Genomic DNA, 25,415 nt, shown 5'->3' with positions numbered 1-25,415 from the left:
CGACGCACGACGTCTCCCCAATGTCGTCCCGGGGCGCGCGCAGCGCGAGCCCGGGAGCCATAACCCCAAGGAGCAGTGTGGCGCGAAGCTGCCAACCACGAGTCTTCGCCAAACCACATCCTGGGCTATGGGTCCCGGGCTCGCGCTGCGCGCGCCCCGGGACGACACTGAATTTGTAGCGCCAGAGTGCGCATCCCGGATCGAGCACACGAAATCCAGGCTACGAGCCTCACTCTCGTCATTCCGGGGCAGTCCGTCGGACTGAACCCGGAATCTCGAGATCCCAGGTTCGATGCTTCGCATCGCCCCGGGATGACCTAACGGTCACTTCCCAAACTCGTCCCGCATCTTGGCCTGGATCTTGGCCATGCCGCCGATCCAGCGGTCGTAGTTCTCGGTCTTCTTGCGCATGTAGCCGAGCACCTGGGGGTGCGGCAGGATCAGGAACGTCTCCTGCTCGAGGCCGGCAAGAACGTCTTTCGCGACCTGCTCCGGCGTGAGATCGCCGTCACCGGATTGCGGCCCCTTGGGAATCGAGCGCAGCATGTTGGTGTCGACGCCCTGCGGACAGAGGATCGAGACTTTGATGTTGTGGGCCTTGTGCGAGATCGCGAGGTTTTCGGCAAAGCCCACCGCGGCATGCTTGGTCGTGGAATAAGCGGGGCTGCCGACCTGCGACAGCAAGCCCGCGGCTGAGATCGTGTTGAGGAAATACCCGCCGCCGCGCGCCTTCATGCGTGGCACGAGATGCCGCGCCGCATAGACATGCGCCATGACGTGGATCGCCCAGCTCCGCTGCCAGGGCTCGTCCGACGCCCCGCCGGCATTGACCGACATGGGATCAAAGCCGCCACCGATGCCGGCATTGGAACAGAACAGGTCGATCGGGCCGAACTGCCGCTCGGTCTCCTCGATGACGTGCGCGATCTCCTTTTCCTGCGCGACGTCGCATCTGAAGGCGGCGCCATCAACCGTGGCGGCGACCGCCCTTGCATTGGCGGAATCCATGTCCGCGACGACGACCTTGGCCGCGCCGGCCTTGTGAAAGGCCTCGCATAGCGCCTTGCCGATGCCATTTGCGCCGCCCGTGACGACTACAACCTTGCCGGTCACCTGCATGCGACGTCTCCTCTTTTTCTTATACCGCGTATTGGTCTTGCTCAGCTCAACACGAGGTCGAGCACCGCGGTATAATGGCATGCCGCGCCGGCCAAGACAAAGCCGTGCCAGATCGCATTCTGGAAACGCAGGCGCCGCCAGGCATGGAAGATCACGCCAAAGCTGTAGAGCAGGCCGCCCGCAAGCACGAGACCCAGCGCCAGAGCGGGCAGCGCCTTGACCACGGAGTCGTAGAGCATGATACCGCTCCAGCCCATCGCGAGGTAGAGGCCGACCGAAACGCGGTCGAACCGGCCGGGGCAGCAGAGCTTCAGCACGATGCCGAGGATCGCGACGCACCAGACGCCGGCAAGCAGCACCAATGCGAACACGCTGTCCTTCACCTCCAGGATGAACGGCGTGTAGGTCGCCGCGATCAGCAGGTAAATCGCCGAATGGTCAAGCCGGCGCAGCAGCCATTTGGCCCGCGAGACCGGCCAGAGATTATAGGTCGCCGACAGCACCAGCATCGAGAGCAGGCCGGCGACATAGATCGAGACGCCGACGATGTCGGTCGCAGTCGCATAGACCGCCGTCAGCACCACCAGAACCGTCGCGGCGATGATACCGCAGAGCACGCCGATCGCGTGGATGACGCCGTCGGCGATCAGCTCGGCGCGGTCGTAGTCCCAGCCGATCACGTCGGCCGCGGCGTAGACGGAGCTCGATGCGAGCTGTTTCAGTCGGAAGACGGTCATGGCAGTCCGGAGGCGATGCACTCTCGTATGGGTCTTTCGCGATCGGCGCGACGTTCAAACGGCTGATTTACCGAGAAACGCGGTGGAAGTATGAAGCTTGATTTTCGTCAGGTAGTTGCCACTTTTGTGACTAGTCCATTTTGCGTATCCCCTGCCCGAGCCCCCTCACGTTCATATGGCATTCAGTTTCCAGGATATGGTCGAGGAGGCGCGCCTGTCGGCCCGGGCGCTGATCGACTATGGCGAGCACTTCTTCAATCCGACGGTACGATTAGGGGTCACAGGCCTGTCGCGGTCCGGCAAGACGGTGTTCATCACCGCGTTGATCCACGGGCTGACGCGCGGCGGCCGGTTTCCGGTGTTTGAGGCTTATGCATCGGGCCGGATCGCGCGGGCGCATCTGGCGCCGCAGCCGGACGACGCCGTGCCGCGCTTTGCCTATGAGAACCATCTGCGGGCGCTGGTCGAGGAGCGGCGCTGGCCGAACTCGACCGTGGACATCAGCGAGCTGCGCCTCGTCATCGACTATCAGCGCCAGAACGGCGCCGACCGCACCCTGACGCTCGACATCGTCGATTATCCCGGCGAATGGCTGCTCGACCTGCCGCTGCTCCAGAAGAGCTATGAGCAATGGTCCGCCGAAAGCCTGGCACTGTCGCGCGAGGCACCGCGCGCGCATCTTGCGGCTGACTGGCACGCGCATCTCGCAGCGCTCAAGCCCGAGGCACGCGAGGACGAGCAGGCGACGCTCACGGCGGCAAAACTCTTCACCGCCTATTTGCGCGCCTGCCGCGACGAGCGCTTTGCGATGAGCCTCCTGCCACCCGGCCGCTTCCTGATGCCCGGCAATCTCGCCGACACGCCGGCGCTGACCTTTGCACCGCTCGACGTGCCCGCAGACGGGCAGGCGCCGGACGGCTCGCTATGGGCGATGATGGTTCGCCGCTATGAGGCCTACAAGGACGTCGTGGTGCGGCCATTCTTCCGCGACCATTTTGCGCGGCTCGATCGACAGATCGTGCTGGCGGATGCGCTTGCCGCGTTCAACTCGGGACCCGAAGCGCTGCACGATCTCGAAGCCGCGCTCGCCGGCATCCTCGATTGCTTCCGCATCGGCCGCAGCACCTTCCTCTCCAGCCTGTTCCGTCCGCGCATCGACCGCATCCTGTTCGCGGCGACCAAAGCGGACCATCTGCATCATTCCAGCCACGATCGGCTCGAGGCCGTGCTGCGCCGCGCGGTCGCCCGCGCCGCGGCCCGCGCGGAAGATACCGGCGCGGAGATCGATGTCGTGGCGCTCGCTGCCGTCCGCGCCACGCGTGAAGCGCAGGTCGCGCATGGCCGCGACAAATTGCCGTCGATCCTGGGAACGCCCGCCGCGGGCGAAAGCGCCGGAGGCGAGTTCTTCGACGGCAACACCGAGGTCGCGACCTTTCCGGGCGACCTGCCGCTGGATCCCGAGCCGCTGTTCAAGGGCACCGATGCGTTTCGCGGACTGTCGACGGCGGCGGCCGAGAAGAGCGATTTCCGCTTCCTGCGCTTCCGCCCGCCAAAGCTCGAGCGCGAGGGCAGTGAAGAGCCCGCGCTGCCTCATATCCGCCTCGACCGTGCGTTGCAGTTCCTGATCGGAGACAAGCTGCTATGAACGACCGATCCCAGCATCGGCGCCCGGCGACGTTCCGGCTCGACGATCCCGGCGTCGTCGTCACGGAAGCCGACGAGACGAGCCGGCTCGGCCGCGCCACCATCCAGATCACGCCGGAGCCCGATCCACTGGCACTGCCGGTGCCGATTGAACCGGCGCTCCCGGCACGTCGCCGCTTTCCCTGGGGCACGCTGTTCTGGTCCGGTGTCGCCGGACTGACGCTGCTCGGCGTCGGGCTCGCCGTCGTCCATCTGATCGAGGATCTGTTCGCGCGCAGCGAAAGCCTCGGCTTTGTCGGCCTTGCCCTCGCCTTCGTTACCGCGCTTGCGCTCGCCGTGGTAATCGGGCGCGAGGCGTTCGGGCTGGCGCGGCTTGCGACGATTGAGAAGCTGCATCAGCGCGCAGCCGCCGTCCTTGCCAGTGACGACCGCAGGGAGAGCCGCGTGATCGTGCAGGACCTGCTGAAGATCGCACACCAGAATCCCCAGCTCGCGCGCGCCCGCGCCACGCTGGAGAGCCATGCCGGCGAGATCATCGACGGCGCCGACATGATCCGGCTCGCCGAGCGCGAATTGATGTCGCCGCTGGATGCGGAGGCCCGGCGGCTGGTGTCGTCGGCCGCACAACGCGTCTCGATCGTGACGGCGGTCTCGCCGCGCGCGCTGATCGACGTGATGTTCGTGTTCGTTGCTTCGCTCCGCCTGATCCGCCAGCTCGCTTACCTCTACGGCGGCCGCCCCGGCGCGCTCGGCATGATCCGCCTGCTCCGCCACGTCATCGCGCATCTCGCCATCACCGGCGGCATCGCCGCGAGCGACAGCCTCGTGCAGCAGATGCTCGGCCATGGCATTGCGGCAAAGCTGTCGCAGCGGCTCGGCGAAGGCATGCTCAACGGACTGCTGACGGCGCGGCTGGGCCTGGCGGCGATCGACGTGACGAGGCCGCTGCCGTTTGCTGCGCTACCGCAGCCGAAGCTGACAGACCTGGCGACGGATCTGCTGCGGAAGAAAGACGACGAGGAGTAGCGCTATTCGCCTCTCCGCGCTTGCGGGGAGAGGCCGGAGCGCATCGCCAGATGCGGTCCGGGTGAGGGGGACTCTCCGCGAGTCCAACTGTCACCTCCCCCGTTGAGACTCCCCTCACCCCAACCCTCTCCCCGCGAGCGGGGAGAGGGAGAAGAGGGCCAGCACGCGCCACTGAAACAGCGGCGATTCCTTTGGCGGCGAGAGCTCCGGCGTCCAGCCAGTGAGCTTGTCCAGCGCGTAGGTATCGATCACGAGACCGCGCCAGCGGCGTTCGACTTGGCCGAGCGGCTCGCGCTTGGCGGGGATATTGTCCCACAGCGTTGACCGATTGTCCGGCTCACGCCCGACATAGATGCCCGCGTGCCCCTTGATCCGGTCCATGCCGGGATCGCGAAAGTCCTGGAAGCGGCCGCGCTCATTGATCTCTATGACAGGCACGCGGCCCCTGAACAGCCAGCGCATCATGGCGTAGGTGCGATAGTCCGTGGCCGCGATCCAGGTCGCGCCGGTCTCGTCCAGCGCAGCCTGCGCGCGCGCCGCGACCTGCTCGTAGCCGGCCTCGGCGCCGATCGGATCGATCTTGCCGAGGAAATTCCAGGGCGCGGCGACGTAATAGAAAAACACGATGACGACAAACGCGATGCCCGAGACGACTGCCGTCCTGGCCCAGAACAGCGACGACTTGATCATCCGGGCTGACCAGCCTTCACGGGACAGCATCGTGAAGTTAATGGCTGCGGCGGCAAAGCCAACCGGCCACATGAACATCGGCCAGGTATCGCCGACCCTGAGCGTCATCGATTTCACGAGAAAATAGAAGAACGGCACCAGCACCGCGGTCGACAACAGGATCGCGACCGGCTCGCGCTTGCGATAGCCGCGCCACGCCGTCATCACGAGCCCTGACAGCACCACCGGCAGCATGACGAAGCCGACAAGGCCGAATTGCAGGCCGATGTAATCGCCGATGGTGCGGAGCGAGATTCCATAATTGGCGGTGGCACGCACGCCCTGGAATCGGAACGAGGCCCAGTCGTGTTGCGCGTTCCAGATCAGAACCGGCGAGAACACAGCGATCGCGATCAGAACGGCGAGATAAGGATAAGGGCTGCGCAACCAGCGCCAACGCCAATTCGGCACCAGCAAAAAGGCGGCCACCGCCGGCGCGAACATGATCGCAGTGAACTTCGACAGCATCGACAGCCCGGCGAACAAGCCGGCAGCGAGCCACCAGCGTCCATCACCGCTCTGCGCAAGCCTGACCAGCGACCACATCATTGCCACCGCAAACGAGATCGTGGCAACGTCAGGCGCGACCTTGGCCATCAGCAGGCCGTAGTAGAGCGCTGCCTCCGGCATCAGCACCGCGAACATAATGGCGCGGGCATCATGGGTGAGGCGGCGGACGATGTCGGCAAGCAGGAGCTGCGTCACCAGCATCGCGACGATGCCGCCGAAGCGGACGCCGAGCGTGGTGTCGCCGAAGATCGCGGTGCCGAAGCGGATGAGCCAGGCGATGCCAGGGGGATGATCGAGGAAGCTCAGCGCCCCCTCCTTCGACCAGGTCCAGTAATAGGCCTCGTCAGTCCGCAGCTCGATCACGGAGGCGTAGACGATGCGCAGCACCGTCATCGCGGCGATGACGAGCACGGCCATGACGAGGGGCCGGCGCGCGGCGCCGTGGGATTTCACGGGAATGTCAGGGGCTGTCGTCACGGCCGCGCTTTTCCCCAACTTGGGAGAGGGAGTCAATGCGGGGGGACTACTACCGTCGTCCCGGGGCGCGACGTAGTCGCGAGCCCGGGACCCATAGCCACAGGGAGTGGTCTTTGCACAGGCTGGTAACTGCGAATCTTCGTCAAACCCGATCCTGTGGTTATGGGTCCCGGATCGGCGCGCGCTCAGGGCGCGCTTGTCCGGGACGACAGCGAATTACGCCGGCGGCTTGCCGCGCATGTGATCGTAGAAGCTGTCCGCCCCCGGAATTAAGCGCTACGCTGGCTGATCTCCTTCTTGAACTGAGACGACCGAATTATGGCCATCGCTTCTGCACGATTATCCGAACTCGTCCGCGGCATCGGCCTGCGGCAGGTGCGGCTGGTCTGCGGCGTCATCCTGTTTTCCTATGTGGTCAGCCATTTCCTCAACCACGCGCTCGGGAACATCTCGGTCGATGCCATGCAGGCCGGGATCTATTACCACATGGCCTTCTGGCAGTTCCTGCCGGTCGCGATCGTGTTCTACACGGCGGCGCTGACGCATATGGGGCTCGGCGTCTACGCGCTATACCAGCGCCGACAGTTCCGCTGGAAGACGATCGAGCCCCTGCAGCTCGTGCTCGGCCTGAGCGTCCCCGCCCTCGTCATGGCGCATGTCATCGGTGTACGCCTCGGCCAGACGCTCTTTGGGCACCAGAAGCTCTATCCCCAGGAGCTCTATGTTTTCTTCGTCGGTTCGCCCAATCGGCTCTGGACCATGACGACCCTGCTCGTGATCGCCTGGGTGCATGGCTGCATCGGGATCTATTTCTGGTTCCGGCTCAAATCGTTCTTCACGCGCGCCGCGCCCTATCTGCTCGCCGCCGCCGTGCTGATCCCGACATTGGCGCTGCTCGGCGTCTACCAGGGCGGCCGCAGCGTCGCGGCGGACGCTGACGACGGCGAGTGGCGAACGCACAATCTCGCCCGACAGTTCGGCACCGCGGCCGAAGGCGATACGCTCGAGCGCATCACCGGTGACCTCACCATCGGTTATTTCGGCCTGCTCGGGCTGGCGCTGCTGGCGCGCGGCGTACGCGCCTTGCGCGAACGGCGTGGCGGCATGATCTCGCTGTCCTACGGCAACGGCAAGACGGTGCGCGTACCCAAGGGCCTGTCCGTGCTGGAAGCGAGCCTGCGCTACAATGTGCCGCATGCCAGCATGTGCGGCGGCCGTGCCCGCTGCTCGACCTGCCGCATCCGCGTCATCGGCGATCACGGCGATCTGCCCGAGCCGTCCCAGCGCGAAGCCTTCGTGCTGGCCCGCGTCGGCACCACCGATCCATCGATTCGTTTGGCCTGCCAGTTGCGGCCCACGTCCGACCTCTCTTTCTTCCAGTTGTTCACGCCGACGCTGACGGGAAATGCGCAGGCCTCGACGCCGGCGCGGATCGGCCAGGAGCGCTATCTCGTCAGTCTGTTCGTGGACATGCGCGGCTCGACGCAGCTCGCCGAAAAACGGCTGCCGTTCGACACCGTCTTCATCGTCAACCGCTTCCTTGGCGCAGTATCGCAGGCTGTGATCGAGCACGGCGGTCAACCCAACCAGTTCGTCGGCGACGGCATGCTGGCGCTGTTCGGGCTCACCGCCGATCCGCAGACCGCCTGCCGGCAGGCGCTGAAGGCCGCCGCGAGCATCGCCACGCATATCGACGAGCTCAACGAGCTCCTGAGCCACGATTTGCGCCAGCCGATCCGCTTCGGCATCGGCATTCACGGCGGCGAAGTCATCATCGGCGACATCGGCTATCGCGATCATATCGTCTTCACGGCGCTCGGTGACGCCGTCAATGTCGCCGCCCGCCTTCAGGACATGACCAAGGCCCTGGCCTGCGAGGCGATCGTCTCGGAGGAAGTCCGTCGCACCGCGGGCCTTGCCGACGGCGCGCTGCCACAGCAGGAGGTCGCGATCCGCGGCCGCGACGAGCCGATGGCCGTACGCATCGTCGCGGACACAAGGCAATTGTCCGCCCTCGTCGCGGGCGGTGAGCGCGTCGCGGCGTAACACCGGCTTGCTGCAACGCAGCGGCATGGGCCTGCTGCGAAAGCACGAATTGACTTCATCGGGATCGTTGCGACAGATGGGCGCGGGATCGCGGCGACGGCCGCGACTCAACGAAAAGCTCCGGGAGGAGACCAAATGTTTGATCGACGCGACCTGCTCAAAGGAGCGGGCCTTGCTGCAATCGCGGCCGCACTGAACTCAACGAAAGCGCTGGCACTCGACACCGTCACCCTGCCCTTCGCCAATGGCGAACGGCCGCTGGTGAAATACCCGCAGAAGCGGCCGATGATCGGCCTGACCAGCCGGCCGCCGCAGCTCGAGACGCCATTCGTGGTGTTCAACGACGGGCCGATCACGCCGAACAATGCGTTCTTCGTGCGCTATCACCTCGCGGACCTGCCCTACAATCTCGACCCCGACAAGTTCACGCTGGAGGTCAAGGGCAAGGTCGACAAGCCGCTGAAGCTCTCGCTCAAGGACATCAAGAAGATGAAGGCGACGGAGATCGTCGCCGTCAACCAGTGCTCCGGCAATAGCCGCGGCTTCTTCGAGCCGCGCGTCGCCGGTGGCCAGCTCGCCAATGGCGCAATGGGCAATGCGCGCTGGCGCGGCGTGCCGCTGAAGGCGGTGCTCGAAATGGCTGGCGTGCAAGCCGGCGCCAAGCAGGTCACATTTAACGGCATGGACGGTCCCGTCAGCGACAAGACACCTGATTTCGTCAAGGCGCTCGACCTCGATCACGCCACCGACGGCGAGGTGATGCTGGCCTATGGCATGAACGGCGAGGACCTGCCGTTCCTCAACGGCTTTCCGCTGCGCCTGATCGTGCCCGGCTATTACGGCACCTACTGGGTCAAGCACCTCAACGAGATCACCGTCATCGACAATGTCTATGACGGCTTCTGGATGAAGTCGGCTTATCGCATTCCGGACACGCCGAACAATGCGGTCGAGCCAGGCACCGCACCCAAGGCGACGATCCCGATCAACCGCTTCACCATCCGCTCCTTCATCACCAACGTCCCCGACGGCGCCAAGCTGAAGGCGGGAGGCGCGACGCTGCGCGGCATCGCCTTCGACGGCGGCAAGGGCATCAAGGAGGTCGAGGTCTCCACCGACGGCGGCAAGACCTGGACGAGCGCCAAGCTCGGCAAGGATCTCGGCAAATACTCCTTCCGCGAATGGAAGCTGCCGGTGAAGCTCGCGGCGGGCTCCTACGACCTCAAGGTCCGCGCCACCGGCAACGGCGGCGAAACCCAGCCGGATACGCCACGCTGGAATCCGGCGGGTTATTTGCGCAACGTCGTCGAAACTGTTCGCGTCAGCGTGGCCTGAAGGAGAATGATCATGCAGCGCACCGTTCTCCTCGCGATCGCACTTGCCGCCGGCTTCGGCTCCGTGACCGCAGCGCCCGTCAACTACCAGATCCCGAACGAGGTCGCCGCCTTCAAGCCCGGCCCCAATCTCGAGGTCGTGCAGGGCAATTGCAGCGCCTGCCATTCGGCCGATTACGTCAAGACGCAGCCGCCGATGAAGGACAAGAAGGGCTTCTGGCAAGCCGAGGTGACCAAGATGATCAAGGTCTACGGCGCACCGATCGACGATGCCGATGTCGGCAAGATCGTCGATTATCTGGCCGCAACTTATTGACGGATGGCGCGCGGCGTGTGAGCCGGTTGACCGCGAAACGGGCAAAACCGGCAAAAACGCCGCGAAGTTGAGCGGAATTCGGCGAATTGCCGACGTGGTTTGAGCTACCAAGCCCGCCACATTCCGCGTATCCTGTTAGGACCGAGCCGGCCGGTTGGCGGGGACTGGCGGTTCGAGATCTCGGAGGAAGACCCGCGGAGAAGTCGTGATGGCTAAAGGTACGGTCAAGTGGTTCAACCCGACGAAGGGTTATGGATTTATCCAGCCTGCGTCGGGGGGCAAGGACGTGTTCGTGCATATCTCGGCAGTGCAGAAAGCCGGCCTGTCGACCCTCAATGAGGGACAGACGGTGGAATACGAAGAGATCGCAAACCGGGGCAAGACCTCCGCAGAGAACCTCAAAGTATAAGCCCGCCAGCCTTTGCTGCCTCCCGGATTGATCCGGGAGCGGGGCCAAGAAAATTTTAGAAGACGGTCAGTGCATTCGACGACAGGCGTTGCGATTGCACGGGGGGAGCTATTTTCCAGCGGAAACCGCTTGATCAACGCCACAGCAATGACAATCGCGACGGCACATCGTTAGTCCACCGGCAACGGTGCGTCGCGCTTGATCTCTTCCATCACCGCATAGGTTCGCGTCTCGCGCACGCCCGGCATCGACAACAAGGTCTCGCCGAGGAAGCGACGATACGCGGTCATGTCTGCAAGCCGAGCCTTCACCAGATAGTCGAAGCCGCCTGCAACCATGTGACACTCCAGCACCTCGGGCGCGAGCTTCACTGCGCGCGCAAAGCGCTCGAAATTGTCGGGCGTGGTCTTGTCGAGGAGCACCTCGACGAACACCAGAAGCCCGAGGCCGAGACGGTGCGGGTTGAGCCGCGCACCGTAGCCTTCGACGAAGCCCTCGCGCTGCAACCGCTTCAGCCGCTCGCCGATCGCGGTCGGCGACAGCCCGATGCGTTCGGCGAGTTCGACATTGGCGATTCGCCCATCCTGCTGCAGAATCGAGAGGATTTTCCGGTCGGTTCGGTCAAGTTCCATACTTTGCGTGGCTTTTCCGCTGAATCCCTTCATTATCTAAGGTAAAATGACTAATTTGTCTATCGAACTACGGTAATGCGGGCATTATCCTGGATTTCAGCCACTGGACACGCCATGCCGAACATCCCGCCTCCCTTCACCGCTCCTTACGCGCCCGATGACGCCGAGATTGCCGCGCGCCTCTTGCCCTCGGTGCATCTCAGCCCGCCGCAGGAGGTGCGGATCGACCGTACGGCGACGCGGCTGATCGAGGCGATCCGGAAGCGGGACGACCGCCTCGGCGGGGTCGAGGACATGCTGCGCGAGTTTGCGCTCTCGACCAAGGAAGGGCTGGCGCTGATGGTGCTGGCCGAGGCGCTGCTGCGCGTGCCCGATGCGCGCACCGCCGACCAGTTCATCGAGGACAAGCTCGGCGAAGGCGACTTCATCCACCACGAGACCAAGTCCACGGCCTTCCTGGTCAACGCGTCGGCCTGGGCGCTCGGCCTGTCGGCGCGTGTGATCCAGCCCGGCGAGACGCCCGACGGCACCATCGGCCGGCTGGTGAAGCGGCTCGGGGCGCCGGCGGTGCGCAGCGCCACGCGCCAGGCGATGCGGCTGATGGGCAATCATTTCGTGCTAGGTGAGACCATCGAGCAGGCGCTCGAGCGGGGCCGGCCGCGCTCCGGCCAGAAGCTACGCTACTCCTTCGACATGCTCGGCGAAGCCGCCCGTACGGCGTCCGATGCGAAGCGCTATTTCGACGCCTATGCCAGCGCGATCGAAACCATCGGCAAGGCGGCAGGCCCCCATCCCCTGCCCGACCGGCCCGGCATCTCCGTAAAACTCTCGGCGCTGCATCCGCGCTTCGAGGCAACCAGCCGCGACCGAGTGATGGCCGAGCTGGTCCCGCTGCTGCTCGATCTGGCGCAGCGCGCCAAGGCGCATGACCTGAACTTCACTGTCGACGCCGAGGAAGCCGACCGGCTGGAACTGTCGCTCGACGTAATAGCGGCAACGCTTGCTGATCCCTCGCTCAAAGGCTGGGACGGATTTGGCCTGGCGGTCCAGGCCTATCAGAAGCGCGCAAGCGAGGTGATCGACTATGTCGGCGCGCTTGCCCGCGCGCATGACCGCAAGCTGATGGTGCGGCTGGTCAAGGGCGCCTATTGGGACACCGAGATCAAGCGTGCGCAGGAGCGCGGGCTCGACGGCTATCCCGTGTTCACGCGCAAGGCGATGACGGATATGAACTACGTCGCCTGCGCTTCGAAGCTGCTCGGCTTACGGCCGCGCATCTTCCCGCAATTCGCCACCCACAACGCGCTGACGGTCGCGACCGTGCTGGAGCTTGCCGCGGGCAGTGGCGGCTTCGAATTCCAGCGCCTGCACGGCATGGGCGAAGCACTCTACGAGCAGCTCTCCAAGGATCATCCTGACATCGCCTACCGCACCTATGCGCCGGTCGGCAGTCATCGCGACCTGCTCGCCTATCTGGTGCGGCGACTGCTGGAGAACGGCGCCAATTCCTCCTTCGTGGCGCAGGCGGCCGATTATCGCGTGCCGGTCCCGGCACTGCTGCAACGTCCGGCAGACGCCGTCGCCCGGCCGCAACAGGCCGCCCACCCCAGGATTCCGTTGCCGGGCGATCTCTTCGCGCCGGAGCGGCGGAATTCGCGCGGCGTCGAATTCGGCGCGCGCGCCGCGCTCAACCAGTTACTGACAGACGTCAAGGCCGAGGCACCCGATCTCAAGCCCATCGCCGATGCAACGCCGGATCAGGCCAACGCGGCGGTGAGCGCAGCACACGCGAGCTTTGCCGCCTGGACCCGGACTCCGGCGGCCACGCGCGCGGCGGCGCTGGAGCAGGCCGCGTATCTCCTGGAGAGCCGGAGCGCCCATTTCATCGCGCTGCTGCAAGCCGAAGGCGGCAAGACGCTCGACGATGCACTGTCGGAGCTGCGCGAAGCCACCGACTTCTGCCGCTATTATGCCGCGCAGGGCCGCAAGCTGTTCGGGACCGAGGCCGCCATGCCGGGCCCGACCGGCGAGAGCAATGCGCTCGCCATGCGCGGCCGCGGCGTGTTCGTGGCGATCTCGCCCTGGAATTTCCCGCTGGCGATCTTCCTCGGTCAGGTCACGGCGGCACTGATGGCCGGCAACAGCGTGGTTGCAAAGCCCGCCGAGCAGACACCGCGCATCGCGCGCGAGGCCGTAGCCCTGCTGCACGAGGCCGGCATCCCGGGAAGCGCGCTGCATCTCGTCACCGGTGATGGCCGTATCGGCGCCGTGCTGACCGCGCACCCTGATATCGCCGGCGTTGTCTTCACCGGCTCGACCGAGGTTGCCCGCAGCATCAACCGGACGCTCGCCGCCAAGGACGGGCCGATCGTGCCGCTGATCGCGGAGACCGGCGGCATCAACGCCATGATCGCCGATGCGACCGCACTGCCCGAGCAGGTCGCCGACGATGTCGTCACATCGGCCTTCCGTTCCGCCGGCCAGCGCTGCTCGGCGCTGCGGCTGCTGTTCGTGCAGGAGGACGTCGCCGACCGCATGATCGAGATGATCGCGGGCGCCGCTCGTGAACTCCGGATCGGCGCCCCCAGCGATGTCGCGACCCATGTCGGCCCGGTGATCGACCACGAAGCCAAGCAGCGCCTCGATGCGCACATCGTGCGGATGAAGACGGAGGCGCGGCTGCACTTTGCCGGCACCGCGCCGGAAGGCTGCTTCGTTGCTCCGCATATCTTCGAGCTCAAGGACGCCGGCCAGCTCACCGAGGAGGTGTTCGGCCCGATCCTCCACGTCGTGCGCTATCCCGCCGAGAACCTGGAACGTGTCCTGCAGGCGATCGAGCGCACCGGCTACGGCCTCACCCTCGGCGTCCATTCGCGCATCGACGATACGATCGAGGCGATCATCGACCGCGTCCAGGTCGGCAACATCTACGTCAACCGCAACATGATCGGCGCCGTGGTCGGCGTGCAGCCATTCGGCGGCAACGGCCTGTCCGGAACCGGCCCGAAGGCCGGTGGCCCGCATTACCTCGCGCGCTTTGCCACAGAGCAAACCGTGACGATCAACACCGCGGCGGCCGGCGGCAACGCTGCCCTGCTCGCAGGGGAGGAGTGAGCCTCGCAGCACGAAGCGCCCGCAACAACGCATAATGCCGATTCCGTCATCCCGAGGTGCCGGAGCGCAGCGGAGGCCTCGAAGGATGAACGGCCCGGATGCAGTGGGGCCGTCGCCCTTCGAGGGCCGCTTTGCGGCCACCTCAGGGTGACGGAGGAGGAATTCAGGTCCGTAGCGGAGACGTCCTGAGCACCGCAGCGATGCCCTGCGCCCGACGCCGTTGCATCCCGCCGAAACATCGGTCTAATGCTCCCATGACGGGCCCGTGCAAAACATTCCAGCGCGCGGGAAACAACAAGAGCGCGAGGGAGCAACGCCGCGATGGAAAAGGGCATTTTTGCAGGGCTCAAGGTTCTGGACTGCGCGAGCTTCATCGCTGCGCCCGCGGCCGCGACCGTGCTGTCGGATTTCGGCGCCGACGTCATCAAGATCGAGCCGCCCGGCGCCGGCGATCCCTACCGCAATCTGCCCAATCTGCCGGGCTATCCGACCGGCGAGCACAATTTCGCCTGGCTGCTGGAAGCCCGCAACAAGAAGAGCATCGCGCTCGACCTGTCCAAGCCGGAGGCGCAGGCGGTGCTCTACAAGCTCGTCGAGGAAGCCGACGTCTTCATCACCAACATGCCGCCGCCGGTGCGGGCCAAGCTCGGCATCACCTATGACCACCTCGCTCATCTCAACGACCGGCTGATCTACGCCTCCTTCACCGGCTATGGCGAGAAGGGCGAGGAAGCCAACAAGCCCGGCTTCGACAGCAACGCCTATTGGGCGCGTTCCGGCCTGATGGACCTCGTCCGCGCCGACATCGACACGACCCCGGCCCGCTCGGTCGCCGGCATGGGCGATCATCCCTGCGCCATGGCGTTCTACGGCGCCATCGTCACCGCGCTCTATCAGCGCGAGAAGACCGGCAAGGGCTCGCATGTCGCCTCCAACCTGATGGCGAACGGGGTGTGGGCCGCCAGCGTGCTGGCGCAGGCAAAGCTCTGCGGCGCCAAGTTCAGCGAGCGGCGCCCGCGCGAGCGCGCGTTGAATGCGGTCGCCAATCACTACCAGTGCAAGGACGGACGCTGGCTGATCCTGTCGCTGCTCAACGAGGAGCGGCAGTGGCCGACGCTTGCCAAATGCCTCGGCCTCGAAGGCCTCATCGCCGATCCGCGCTTCGCCACCAAGCCCGACCGCCACGCCCGCTCGGTGGAGCTGATCAAGATTTTTGACGCGACCTTCGCCACCAAAGACCTCGCCGAATGGCGCAAGATCCTCGACGGCAATGGCCTCGTGTTCGGCATCGTCGGCATTCTCGACGACATTCCGAACGACCAGCAGATGCTCGACAACGAGGTGCTGGTGCCGTTCGAGAACGACACCATGCTCACCATCTCCAGCCCGATCTGGATCGACGGCGCGAAGAAGGTGCAGCCGCGCAAGCCGCCCGCCGTCGGCGAGCACAGTGACGAGATCTTGCGCGGGGCGGGATACGACGAGAAGGCGATCGAGCAGCTGCGGTCGTCGGGGGCGGTGGGATAAGGGGCGGCGCCGCATCTTCCGCTGTCATCCCGGGGCGCGCATAGCGCGAACCCGGGATCCATAACCACAGGGAGAAGTTGTAGCAAGCAGTGGCGACCACGAGTATTCGCCAAACAATGGTCTGTGGCTATGGGTCCCGGATCTGCGCTCCGCTTCGCTGCGCTTGTCCGGGACGACGGGGGGCAGCTCGCTTCACCGCGGATGCATTGCTGGATTGCTTCGCTACGCTCGCAATGACGACGCGAGAGGATGTAGCTTCATCGCCAACATCCGCCTCGTGAGGCCCCCATGCCCAGCTACCGCCTGCACTACTTCCCGGAATCCGGCAACAGCTACAAGCTGGCGCTGATGCTGACGCTTTGCGGCGAGACGTTCGAGCCGGTCTGGACCGATTTTGGCGGCGGCGTCACGCGCACGGCGGAATGGCGCAAGGCCGTGAACGAGATGGGCGAGATTCCCGTGCTCGAAGTCGACGGCGTGAAGATGACGCAGACCGCGCCGATCCTGCTGAAGCTCGCCGATCAATACGGCCGCTTCGGCGGTGAGACAGCGGACGAGAAATTCGAGCTGCTGCGCTGGCTGTTCTGGGACAACCACAAGCTCACCGGCTACATGGCGACCTATCGTTTCATGCGGGCCTTCACTGAGAACAACGATCCGCAGGTGCTGAAGCATTTTCGCCGGAGGCTCGAGGACTTTCTCGGCATTCTCGACGGACATCTGCAGCACAATGCCTTCGCGATTGGCAGCAAGCCGACAGTCGCCGATATCTCGATGATGGCTTATCTGCACTATCCGAGCGACGAGCATGGCTTCGATTTCGCGACGAGCCATCCCGCCATCCACGCCTGGCTCAGCCGCATGGCCGCTCTGCCTGGATGGAAGCCGGCGTATGAGCTGCTGCCGGGAAAACGGATGACGAATTACGCGAAGTAAATCGGTTTAGCGCGTCTTGATGAAGCACATGCCGATGCGGCTCGAGGCTGCGGCAGCCTGACAGGCCAGGCCTTCGGCACAGCTCCATGACGTAAAACTCCTGTCTGGCGTTCCCGATCCCGCATTTTGCAGGGAACAATGCGCGCCCCAGCCGTCCTCATATTCGGTACCGGCCAGTTCGTGGCTGCCGCGGGTCTGCGGCCGGCTGGCAAATCCGCGTGAGAAATCGGGGCGTTTGCCCGCGGCAAATGCGGCCAGAATGTCACGGCGGCGGACCTGGTCGCCGAAGAAATGCGGCGAAGCCGGCACGATGGTGGAATTGGATGGCTTGTCCGCGAGCCAGTCGACGCCCGGGAAATGGAAGCCGCCGATGCCGCGAGTCTGGTGGCAGCCGGCACAGGTGACGTCATTGAGGCGTCGCTGGAAGCCCGCGACCGAGCGGATGTTCTGCATATCGATGCCGCGCGCAGCCGCCTGCTTCAGCGCGCCGACCACATCATTGTCGGTGAAGACGGGATCCGCCTTGTTCGTCTCCTTGCCCTCGCCTTGCATCATGCCGAATTCGGGCTGCAGCTCAGAGGCATCGAGGCCGGCAGGCGTCGGCACGACCGCGGCCCTGGCCAGGAACTGTTCCGGGATCAGCACCGTCCCGCGGTCGAACTCGCGAAGATGATCGGGTTCCAGCATCCAGTCTTTGAAGTCGCGCCGGAGTGCGTCGTTTGCCAGGATCCGGTCACGGTCGATCTGGTTCTCCAGTGTCGACTCCACGAACTGCTTCGTGGCGGGATCGTACTTGAACACCTTGAGCAGGTAGTCGGTGCGGAAATCGTGGAGCGCCGATTTCGGCGCGATCGAGATCTGGATGTTGGTCTCGATGCGATCAAGCATCGCATCGTAAGGGTCGAAGTGGCTACCGATCAGCGCCTGCCAATCGCCATTGTCGAGCCAGCGCCGAGCGACCTCGGCGCAACTGACCGGCCTTCCGTTCCCATCGGTCTGGCGCGCATCCCTTGCCTTCATCACCAGATTCAGCGTCATCGGCAGGCGCGTCACCGACTTGCCGCCATCCGGCTTGGTCTCGAAACGCGTCAGCCGATAGATCAGGCGGATCTCGCCGCAGGCGTCTTCCGATACATAGGCGCGATCCATGCGGTTCACGATGCCGGCCAGCACGAAGCGCGTGTCAGGCGATTTCAGATTGGCCCGATCGAACAGCTGGACGTCAAAGCCTTCGCCGACGCCGATGGTTTCGCTCGGCGACGCCGCCTTGTGCCCTGCGATGTAGCGATCGAACTCCGCATCAATCGCCGGCGGAATTTCCTTGAGCTGCGGCACCTGCGAGAACAGCAGATCAGTCGTGAGCGGAAAGTCCGCGTTCCGCTCCGGCCACAGCAGGCGCGAGATCGTGAGCGCGTCGTGCTGGTCGAGCTTGCGCAGGAGATCCGGATCGATGATCGCCGTGCCGCGCGTGAGTGGCGCGTTCTCCGCTGCGAAAAGCGAAACGGGCACGCCGCATAGCACGACGACAGCAATGAGAATTCGCAACGCGCGGCTCATGCCTCCAGTAACACCGCGCCCGTCCGCCTATTCAAGAAAAAAGGCGCTTCACATCACGGTGAAGCGCCTCTTCGGAAGTCGGATATTCAACGCTCAACGCGCGACGATCAGGCCCTTGCTGGTGACGACCACCCAGCGGCCGTCCTGGCGACGGATCGCATCGACGCGGCCGACGCCGGGAACGGGATCGCCGGCATAAACCTCGTAGAGGCCTGTCCGGCCTTCGATCAGCGCGCCGCCATTGGCGACGTCGCGCAGCGTCCAGCCTTCGATCGTCGGCAGCCGGGCGATCTCGACCTTGGGGGCAGCAGGCGCGGGAGCCGCGGTCGGCGCGGCAGTCGCAACGTGGCCCGGGGTGATCGAGCCGGTGGTTTCCTTAGCCGGCGCGGCGGCCGCGGCCTGTGCGGGGGCTGCGGGCGGCGTGGCACGGAGCTTGTCGACGGTTTCGGACAGCTTTGCCAGCTTGGCCATCGGCTCGGCCTGCGCCTTCTCCAGCTTGTCGAGGCGGTCGTTGGCCCGGTTGAACTGGCTAAGGCCGGTCTTCGAGGTGTGCTCGACATTGGCCTTGAGCGCGACCACATCGGCATCGATCCGGGCGACCGAGGATTCCAGCGCGCTGGTGTCGGCAACCTGGACCGGGGCCGGGCTGGCGGCAAAGTGCATCATGCCGGCGGTCGCGAGCGCGCCGCTGATCGCGCCGACGCAAGCGGCAATCGCCACCACTGCGGCCATCGCCGACAGGCGTCGCTTGCCACCGGTCTCACGCGGCTCCTCCGGCTTCACATGCGGGGCAAAGTCCTCGCGGTCCCAGGAGCGATCCGACAGCCCCATCACGATGAGCTTGCCGGGCTTCGGCTCGGGCTTGGTCTCTGCCTTTGGTTCAACCTTGGCTTCGAACTCGGGCTTGGCATCGAGCTTCGGCACGACGATCCGGGGCGGCACGACCTCAGGCACATCCGGCTTGACCAGGTCCGGCTTGACAAGGTCGGCCTTGGGCGGCGCCTCGTGGTCGGGGGCGATCGAAGGGGCCTCGATGCCGGCAGCAGCCTCGACGGCCTGCGGCGCGATCGCGGCAGCGTCGACGGCGCCAGTGTCCTGGCCGGCCTGTTCGGGCATTGCTTCACTCACAGCTCAAATACTCCAGTCTCGATTGACCTTTTGGTAACTTTCATTGCTTGCGAAATCCTTACTCTGGACCCGCTTACCAAAATTTTAGGAACTCTTCCGGGGCCGAATTGGGCCGGGAAAGTGGAACCGATGTGGCGGGCGCAAAACAAATTGTAAGCCGATGCTGCCCCGCAGCAGACCGCGTGCGTTAGCCGAAGGGGTTGCTTGCCGGACATTGGCGTCCGGTTAACATGGCGCGTCCCGTCAGAAGGGCTCCAGCAGGGCTTTTAGGGGTGTCATGACGATCGAGAAATGCATCAACGAGTTTGGTGTCGATGACGTCATCTTCGAGGAGGGATCGACCGGCCGCGAGCTCTTCGTCGTGCTCGACGGCGAGGTCGAGATCGCCAAAGTCAGCGGCGCAACCAGGGCCACCATCATCAAGCTCGGCAAGGGCGAGTTCTTCGGCGAGATGGCCGTGATCGACGGCTCGGCACGCTCGGCAACCGCGATCGCCTCGGCGCCGAACACGAAGGTGATGAGGATCAACCACGCTCGCTTCGTCTATCTCGTCAGCCAGCAGCCGGCGTTTGCGCTGATGGTGATGGATGCGCTCTCGAAACGCCTGCGCGCCTCCAACGCGGTCACCTACAGGGCAGCGCAATCATGAGCGATCGCAAGCCGACGGCCTTCCCGGTCCTGATGAAGAACGACACCTGCTCGCTGATCCAGGCGGCGGACGACGTCTATCAGATCCGCTTCTCCAACCGCGCGGCGAATGCCTACCTCGTGCGCGGCTCGGCGCGGACCATCCTGATCGATGTCGGCCTGTCCTCGAACTACCTGGCGATGGTGGAATGCCTGAACTTCGCCGGGTGCCCGCCTGAAAAGATCGACATGGTGGTGCTGAGCCACGAGCATCTCGACCATATCGGCGCCGCCTGGCACTTCAATGAGCGCCGCACCTTCGTCGCGGCCCATCGGCTTGCCGCCAACAAGATCATGCTGCGCGACGATTTTTCGATGCTGCGAAAGATGTTCAACGAGCCGAACGTGCCGATCAACATCGACATCTGGCTCGAGGAAGGCAATCTGATCGACCTTGGCAATTTCCGTCTCAACGTGATGTACACGCCAGGGCACACCTCGGCCTGCATCACGCTGTTCGACCAGAACAAGGGCCTGTTGTTCGCTGCCGACACACTCATGCCCGGCGGCGTGATGGGCGGCGTGTTCGGCTCCGGCAGCATCGCCGACTACATCCAGTCGCTGGAACGCCTGAAGGGACTGGATTCGAAGATCCTGCTGTCAGGCCATGGTCGCTTGTCCGACACGCCGCAGGAGGATGTCCGCATCGCGATCGCGAGGTCGCATGGACTGCTGGAGGACACCGCGCAATTGTTCGACGCGCTGGATGCGCGCTCGAACTTCGAGCCGATCATGCAGTCGGTGCGGGATCTGAACAAGCTGGATGATTGACAGTACAGCTCCTCATCCTGAGGAGCGCGCTCCTGCGCGCGTCTCGAAGGATGAAGGCCGCGCTGGTGCCCCTCGCCCTTCGAGACGCCGCTTCGCGGCTCCTCAGAGTGAGGGTGAGAGATGGCAGTTCCTGGCTCCCGCAACGTCATTGCGAACGCTGGGCAATCAGCCGGGTCACATCACCACCGGCTTATCCGGCAGCTCGTTCGGATGCGGTCCGCTCGGCGGAAAATGCCTTGCGAGCTCCCGTGACACCGCCTCGATGCCGCCGATCACGCCGCGCTCGAACTGGCCCGACCTGAACTCGGCCTCCATCGCGCGGCAGATCTGCTCCCAACGCTCGGCCCCGACCTGCGCGTCGATGCCGCGGTCGGCGACGATCTCGAAGTCGCGATCTGCGAGCAGGAGATAGATCAGGACGCCGTTGTTGTGCGCGGTGTCCCAGATCCGCAAATGCGAGAACACGTCGAGCGCGCGAGAGCGCGCCTGCTGGTTGCGGAACAGGGGCGCGCCGTCGAGCGCGCCTTCGACGACGAAACGAACCTGGCCGCAATGCGTGGCCTCGCCCTGCCGGATCGCCTGCTCAATCCGGTTGAGGACATCAGGCGGGAAGATGCGCTTCACCCACCAATGGTGCTGCACGAGATGCCTGGCGATGCGCCCGATACTCATGTCTACCAGCTCCCCGAGGCGCCACCGCCGCCAAAACTGCCGCCCCCGCCGCTGAAGCTGCCGCCGTCGCTGCTGCTCGATGAACCGCTGCTCCAGCCGCCCGACGAGGACCCGGTCGACCATCCGCCGCCACGGGAATAGCGCCTGCCCGGCGGGGCCGACGGAAAGAAACCGGCGATGAAGGCAAGGAGAAAGCCGACGGCACCTACGGCAACCGCGATACCCCAGGAACCCACGATCATCCAGGCCAGCGCCGCGACCACGCCTCCGGTCGCAAGCGAACCGAGCAACCGTCCCAGCATCGTGCGCAGGATTCCGCCGACGAACAGTGAGGCGAACAGACCAAAAGGCAGGAATGGCACGAAGTCGCCGAGATCATTGTTGTAGCTCACGCTGCGCCCAGGCGCGGGCAACGGCTCGCCGTCGATGACGCTGATCATGCGATCGACACCATCCGAGATGCCGCCGCTGAAATCGCCCGTCCTGAATTTTGGTGTGATCACCTCATCGATGATCCGCCGCGAGGTGACGTCGGTGAGCGCGCCTTCGAGGCCGTAGCCGACCTCGATACGCAGATGCCGGTCGTTCTTGGCCACGACGAGGATCGCGCCGTCGTCGACCTTCTTGCGGCCGACCTTCCAGGCCTCCGCGACGCGGATCGAGAACTGCTCGATCGTCTCCGGGTCCGTCGTCGGCACGATCAGGACGGCGACCTGGCTGCCCTTTCGCGCCTCGAAGTCACGCAGCTTTTGCGACAGCGCGGCGATATCGCTGCTGGAGAGCGTGCCGGTCTGATCGACCACGCGGCCGGTCAGTTGCGGCACGGCTACGTCGGCTGAGGCGGGGAACGCAAGGGCGAGGAAGAGTACGAGCAGCAGGACGCCGCTCGATGACAATGCACAACAAGCCCGCAGCGATCTCGCTGTCATCGCCCGCGGAGGCGGGCGATCCAGTATTCCAGAGGCAGTAGTGCTTGAACCGAGAAGCCGCGGCGTACTGGATTCCCCGCTTTCGCGGGGAATGACGACGCTGGGTGGGGCTAAGCGCATCGCGAAACAGCACGCGCTTACTTGGACGGCGCCGGCGCCGGATTGAAATCGACCTTCGGCGCGGTCGAGATTTCCTTCTCGTTGTCGACCGAGAAGTTCGGCTTCTCCTTGTAGCCGAACGCCATCGCGGTGAGGTTGCTCGGAAAGGAGCGGATGGTGACGTTATAGTCCTGCACCGACTTGATATACCGATTGCGCGCCACCGTGATGCGGTTCTCGGTGCCCTCGAGTTGCGACATCAAATCCTTGAACAGGGCATCCGACTTGAGCTGCGGATAATTCTCGGTGACGACCAGGAGGCGCGACAGCGCGCTGGAGAGCTCGCCCTGGGCGGCCTGGAATTTCTGGAAGGCGGCGGGGTCATTCAGCACTTCGGGGGTCGCCTGGATGCTGCCGACCTTGGCCCGCGCATTGGTGACCCCGAGCAGCACGTCCTTTTCCTGCTGCGCAAAGCCCTTCACCGAGTTCACGAGATTGGGCACGAGATCGGCGCGGCGCTGATACTGGTTCACCACCTCGGACCAGTTGCTCTTGATCTGTTCGTCCTCGCTCTGGATCGCGTTGTAGCCACAATTGGTCAGGCTCAGCGAGGCGAGCGCCGCCAGCACGGTCAGGATCTTGCGCATCAAATTTCTCCCCGTGGAATCTGGCGCAAACTATCAGATTGCGCGAGTGAGGCGCCAGACGTCTTGGTGGCGCGAAAAGCAGCCGACTGACGCAAGCCTCTTGCCTATCGCTGGCCGACATAGTCAACTCAGGCAAAACAAGAACGGAAAGGCCAGGGAAACGCGATGACCTCGTTCGAGACCATCCTCGTGGAGAGGCCGGAGCCCGCGATCACCCGGATCGTGATGAACCGGCCCGATGCGCGCAACGCGCAAAACCTGCAAATGACCTACGACCTCAACGCCGCCTTCGATGCAGCCGTGCAGGACGATGCGGTCAAGGTGATCATCCTCGCCGGCAACGGTCCGCACTTCTCCTCCGGCCATGACCTGCGACCGGGCGGCAAGAATGCCGCAGGCGTCGATTTTCCCCCGATCGGAAATTGGGGCGGTTTCGCCGAGCCCAATGCCCACGGCCGGTTCGCGCGCGAGCAGGAAATCTATCTCCAGATCACGCGGCGCTGGCGCAACCTCGCCAAGCCTGTCATCGCCGAGGTGCACGGCAAATGCATCGCCGGCGGCCTGATGCTGGCCTGGGCCTGCGACCTCATTATCGCGAGCGACGATGCGCAGTTCTGCGATCCCGTCGTCACCATGGGCGTCTGCGGCGTCGAATGGTTCGTGCACCCCTGGGAGCTTGGGCCACGCAAGGCCAAGGAATTCCTGTTCACCGCCGACGCATGGAGCGCACAGGAGGCGCACCAGCTCGGCATGGTCAACCAGGTCGTGCCGCGCGCGGAGCTGTCATCCGCCGTGCTGGCGCTGGCCCGTAAGATCGCGGCAAAGCCGTCCTTTGCGCTGAAGCTGACCAAGGAGGCGGTGAACCGCTCGGTCGACGTGATGGGCCAGCCCGCGGCGATCGACCAGGCCTTTGCGCTGCATCAGCTCTGTCACGCCCACAATCTTCAGGAGTTCGGCATGGTGGTCGACCCATCCGGCCTGCATCCCTCAGTGCGCAAACCGCCGGCGGCCGCGGAGTAGATACGATGGACCTCAATCTCAGTGACGAGCAACGGCTGCTGCGCGAGAGCGCGGAACGGTTTGTAGCCGAAAGCTACGATGCCGATCATCGCCGGAAGATGGCGAACGATCCGCTCGGCTTCAGCCCGGCGGTGTGGAAGCAGTTCGCCGAGCTCGGCTGGCTGGCGCTGCCCATCCCGGAGGACTTTGGCGGGCTTGGCGGCGGCGCAGTCGAAATCGGCATTCTCATGGAAGCTTTCGGCCGCGGGCTGGTGTCCGAGCCGTATGTCGCAACGGTCGTGCTCGGGGCTGCGCTGATCGACAGATGCGGCAGCGCGGAGCAAAAGCAGGTGAGCCTGCCCAAGATCGCGGACGGATCATTGAAACTCGCCTTCGCGCACTCCGAGCGCGCAGCGCGGTTCGATCTCGCCAAGGTCGCAACAGTCGCCAACAAAACGGCGCAAGGCTGGCGCCTAGCCGGCAGCAAGATCGCCGTGCTCGACGGCCATGCCGCCGACGAAATCATCGTCTCCGCGCACATTCATGATCATCAGGGGCCATCGGGACGGATCGGCCTGTTCCTGGCGCCGGCGACGGCGCCGGGCCTGGTGCTCTCCGACTATCCGCGCCTCGGCGGCGGGCGCGCCTGCAACATCGAACTATCCGACGTGCATCTGGCTGAAGACGCCCTGCTCGGCGGCGGCAAAGATGCGCTGCCCGCGATCGAATGGGCCGTCGACCGCGCCATGGCCGCGCTCGGCGCGGAGGCCGTCGGCATCATGCAGACCCTCCTCGAGACGACGCTGGAGTACACCAAGATTCGCAAACAGTTCGGCCGGCCGCTCTCCGCCAACCAGGTGATCCGCCATCGCCTTGCCGACATGGCGATGCAGGTCGACGAGGCCCGCTCGATGGCGCTGCGCGCCGCGCTGAAGGCTGATAGCCCGCCGGTCGAGCGGGCACGGGCCGCCTCCGGCGCCAAGGCGAAGATCGGTAAATGCGCGCGCTTTATCGGCGAGCAGTCGATCCAGCTTCATGGCGGCATGGGCGTCACCGAGGAGCTCGAGGTCGGCGCCTATTTCAAGCGGCTGGTCGCCTTCGACACGCTGTTCGGCGGCAGCGCGCACCACTATAGCCGCCATGCCGAGCTTGGCCGCAACGCCGTGCCGGCCTGACAAGAGGAGCGCATCATGGACCTGTCGTTCAATGCCGAGGAGCGCGCCTTCCAGGACGAGGTGCGCGGCTTCATTGCAAAAAACCTGACCGAGGAGATGAAGCGCGCGACGGCGCTGACGCCATCGGTGTTCTCCGATCCTGACATCGGCATGGCCTGGCAACGCGCGTTGCACCGGCAGGGCTGGGGCGCGCCG

The 25,415-nt window shown here is 64.9% G+C and carries 22 protein-coding genes and 1 pseudogene; 14 read left to right on the top strand and 9 right to left on the bottom strand.

What is annotated here, in order from left to right; translation table 11 throughout:
- Positions 1-324 precede the first annotated feature (324 nt).
- Together AC629_RS09730 and trhA are read right to left on the bottom strand one after the other, a co-directional pair.
- The gene (locus tag AC629_RS09730; RefSeq protein WP_084804582.1) at positions 325-1,119 is read right to left on the bottom strand and encodes an SDR family oxidoreductase; all 795 of its coding nucleotides are present in this window, start codon (positions 1,117-1,119) and stop codon (positions 325-327) included.
- A 41-nt stretch (positions 1,120-1,160) separates the two neighbouring features.
- Positions 1,161-1,856 (bottom strand): PAQR family membrane homeostasis protein TrhA, encoded by a 696-nt coding sequence (gene trhA, locus AC629_RS09725; protein ID WP_084804581.1) that lies wholly within the window; start codon positions 1,854-1,856, stop codon positions 1,161-1,163.
- A gap of 175 nt (positions 1,857-2,031) precedes the next feature.
- On the opposite strand from trhA, the gene AC629_RS09720 reads away from it, so the two are divergent.
- Together AC629_RS09720 and AC629_RS09715 are read left to right on the top strand one after the other, a co-directional pair.
- Positions 2,032-3,501: a YcjX family GTP-binding protein gene (locus AC629_RS09720; protein ID WP_084804580.1), complete on the top strand. Its 1,470-nt coding sequence runs from the start codon at positions 2,032-2,034 to the stop codon at positions 3,499-3,501.
- Entirely contained in the window at positions 3,498-4,526 is a 1,029-nt protein-coding gene (locus AC629_RS09715; protein ID WP_084804579.1) for a YcjF family protein, read from the top strand. The genes AC629_RS09720 and AC629_RS09715 overlap by 4 nt, the downstream gene beginning before the upstream one ends.
- A gap of 114 nt (positions 4,527-4,640) precedes the next feature.
- Here the strand turns inward: AC629_RS09715 and AC629_RS09710 are convergent, their stop codons facing one another.
- The gene (locus AC629_RS09710) at positions 4,641-6,182 is read right to left on the bottom strand and encodes a glycosyltransferase family 39 protein (RefSeq protein WP_084804578.1); all 1,542 of its coding nucleotides are present in this window, start codon (positions 6,180-6,182) and stop codon (positions 4,641-4,643) included.
- 378 nt (positions 6,183-6,560) lie between these two features.
- Between AC629_RS09710 and AC629_RS09705 the strand changes: the two genes are divergently transcribed.
- The 4 genes from AC629_RS09705 (at position 6,561) to AC629_RS09690 (ending at position 10,347) form a co-directional block, all read left to right on the top strand.
- Entirely contained in the window at positions 6,561-8,288 is a 1,728-nt protein-coding gene (locus AC629_RS09705) for an adenylate/guanylate cyclase domain-containing protein (RefSeq protein ID WP_143199030.1), read from the top strand.
- Positions 8,289-8,423: 135 nt separating this feature from the next.
- Complete coding sequence (gene sorA / locus AC629_RS09700; protein WP_084804576.1) at positions 8,424-9,623, top strand: SorA family sulfite dehydrogenase catalytic subunit; 1,200 nt, start codon at positions 8,424-8,426, stop codon at positions 9,621-9,623.
- Between the two features lie 12 nt (positions 9,624-9,635).
- On the top strand, positions 9,636-9,938 hold the full coding sequence (gene sorB, locus AC629_RS09695) for a SorB family sulfite dehydrogenase c-type cytochrome subunit (protein WP_084804605.1): 303 nt from the start codon (positions 9,636-9,638) through the stop codon (positions 9,936-9,938).
- Positions 9,939-10,146: 208 nt separating this feature from the next.
- A complete protein-coding gene (locus tag AC629_RS09690; RefSeq protein WP_008563500.1) occupies positions 10,147-10,347 on the top strand; it encodes a cold-shock protein in 201 nt (66 codons plus the stop codon).
- 170 nt (positions 10,348-10,517) lie between these two features.
- Here the strand turns inward: AC629_RS09690 and AC629_RS09685 are convergent, their stop codons facing one another.
- Positions 10,518-10,979: an Lrp/AsnC ligand binding domain-containing protein gene (locus AC629_RS09685; RefSeq protein WP_084804575.1), complete on the bottom strand. Its 462-nt coding sequence runs from the start codon at positions 10,977-10,979 to the stop codon at positions 10,518-10,520.
- Between the two features lie 114 nt (positions 10,980-11,093).
- Here AC629_RS09685 and putA point away from each other — a divergent pair, with 114 nt between their 5' ends.
- The 3 genes from putA to AC629_RS09670 all read left to right on the top strand — a co-directional run bounded on the left by putA (position 11,094) and on the right by AC629_RS09670 (position 16,556).
- Entirely contained in the window at positions 11,094-14,093 is a 3,000-nt protein-coding gene (putA, locus tag AC629_RS09680) for a bifunctional proline dehydrogenase/L-glutamate gamma-semialdehyde dehydrogenase PutA (protein ID WP_084804574.1), read from the top strand.
- Positions 14,094-14,414: 321 nt separating this feature from the next.
- Positions 14,415-15,620, top strand: coding sequence for a CaiB/BaiF CoA transferase family protein (locus AC629_RS09675; protein WP_084804573.1), 1,206 nt, complete (start codon positions 14,415-14,417; stop codon positions 15,618-15,620).
- A 288-nt stretch (positions 15,621-15,908) separates the two neighbouring features.
- A complete protein-coding gene (locus tag AC629_RS09670; RefSeq protein WP_084804572.1) occupies positions 15,909-16,556 on the top strand; it encodes a glutathione S-transferase family protein in 648 nt (215 codons plus the stop codon).
- Between the two features lie 6 nt (positions 16,557-16,562).
- On the opposite strand, the gene AC629_RS09665 is transcribed toward AC629_RS09670, so the two are convergent.
- Together AC629_RS09665 and AC629_RS09660 are read right to left on the bottom strand one after the other, a co-directional pair.
- The gene (locus AC629_RS09665; RefSeq protein WP_084804571.1) at positions 16,563-18,113 is read right to left on the bottom strand and encodes a hypothetical protein; all 1,551 of its coding nucleotides are present in this window, start codon (positions 18,111-18,113) and stop codon (positions 16,563-16,565) included.
- Positions 18,114-18,206: 93 nt separating this feature from the next.
- Positions 18,207-19,229, bottom strand: a complete 1,023-nt coding sequence (locus AC629_RS09660; RefSeq protein ID WP_084804570.1) for a hypothetical protein — start codon at positions 19,227-19,229, stop codon at positions 18,207-18,209.
- Positions 19,230-19,518: 289 nt separating this feature from the next.
- Here AC629_RS09660 and AC629_RS09655 point away from each other — a divergent pair, with 289 nt between their 5' ends.
- The gene (locus AC629_RS09655) at positions 19,519-19,890 is read left to right on the top strand and encodes a Crp/Fnr family transcriptional regulator (RefSeq protein WP_084804569.1); all 372 of its coding nucleotides are present in this window, start codon (positions 19,519-19,521) and stop codon (positions 19,888-19,890) included.
- Positions 19,887-20,699, top strand: a complete 813-nt coding sequence (locus AC629_RS09650) for an MBL fold metallo-hydrolase (RefSeq protein WP_084804568.1) — start codon at positions 19,887-19,889, stop codon at positions 20,697-20,699. Before AC629_RS09655 ends, AC629_RS09650 begins: the two co-directional genes overlap by 4 nt.
- A 174-nt stretch (positions 20,700-20,873) precedes the next feature.
- Here the strand turns inward: AC629_RS09650 and AC629_RS09645 are convergent, their stop codons facing one another.
- The 3 genes from AC629_RS09645 to AC629_RS09635 all read right to left on the bottom strand — a co-directional run bounded on the left by AC629_RS09645 (position 20,874) and on the right by AC629_RS09635 (position 23,046).
- The gene (locus AC629_RS09645) at positions 20,874-21,371 is read right to left on the bottom strand and encodes a TPM domain-containing protein (protein WP_084804567.1); all 498 of its coding nucleotides are present in this window, start codon (positions 21,369-21,371) and stop codon (positions 20,874-20,876) included.
- A gap of 2 nt (positions 21,372-21,373) precedes the next feature.
- A complete protein-coding gene (locus AC629_RS09640; protein WP_084804566.1) occupies positions 21,374-22,300 on the bottom strand; it encodes a TPM domain-containing protein in 927 nt (308 codons plus the stop codon).
- Positions 22,301-22,437: 137 nt separating this feature from the next.
- Positions 22,438-23,046: a LemA family protein gene (locus tag AC629_RS09635; protein ID WP_084804565.1), complete on the bottom strand. Its 609-nt coding sequence runs from the start codon at positions 23,044-23,046 to the stop codon at positions 22,438-22,440.
- Positions 23,047-23,211: 165 nt separating this feature from the next.
- Here AC629_RS09635 and AC629_RS09630 point away from each other — a divergent pair, with 165 nt between their 5' ends.
- From AC629_RS09630 to AC629_RS09620, 3 genes and pseudogenes are all read left to right on the top strand, one after another.
- Positions 23,212-24,066, top strand: a complete 855-nt coding sequence (locus AC629_RS09630; RefSeq protein ID WP_084804564.1) for an enoyl-CoA hydratase — start codon at positions 23,212-23,214, stop codon at positions 24,064-24,066.
- A gap of 5 nt (positions 24,067-24,071) precedes the next feature.
- Positions 24,072-25,220, top strand: coding sequence for an acyl-CoA dehydrogenase family protein (locus tag AC629_RS09625; protein WP_084804563.1), 1,149 nt, complete (start codon positions 24,072-24,074; stop codon positions 25,218-25,220).
- A 15-nt stretch (positions 25,221-25,235) separates the two neighbouring features.
- Positions 25,236-25,415: pseudogene (locus AC629_RS09620) on the top strand (acyl-CoA dehydrogenase family protein); the annotation flags it as partial.

Origin of the sequence: Bradyrhizobium sp. NAS80.1, from assembly GCF_001908205.1 — a bacterium.
GTDB lineage: Bacteria > Pseudomonadota > Alphaproteobacteria > Rhizobiales > Xanthobacteraceae > Bradyrhizobium.
The sequence above is the reverse complement of the archived record's forward strand: the minus strand, read 5'-3'. Positions and strand labels throughout refer to the sequence as shown.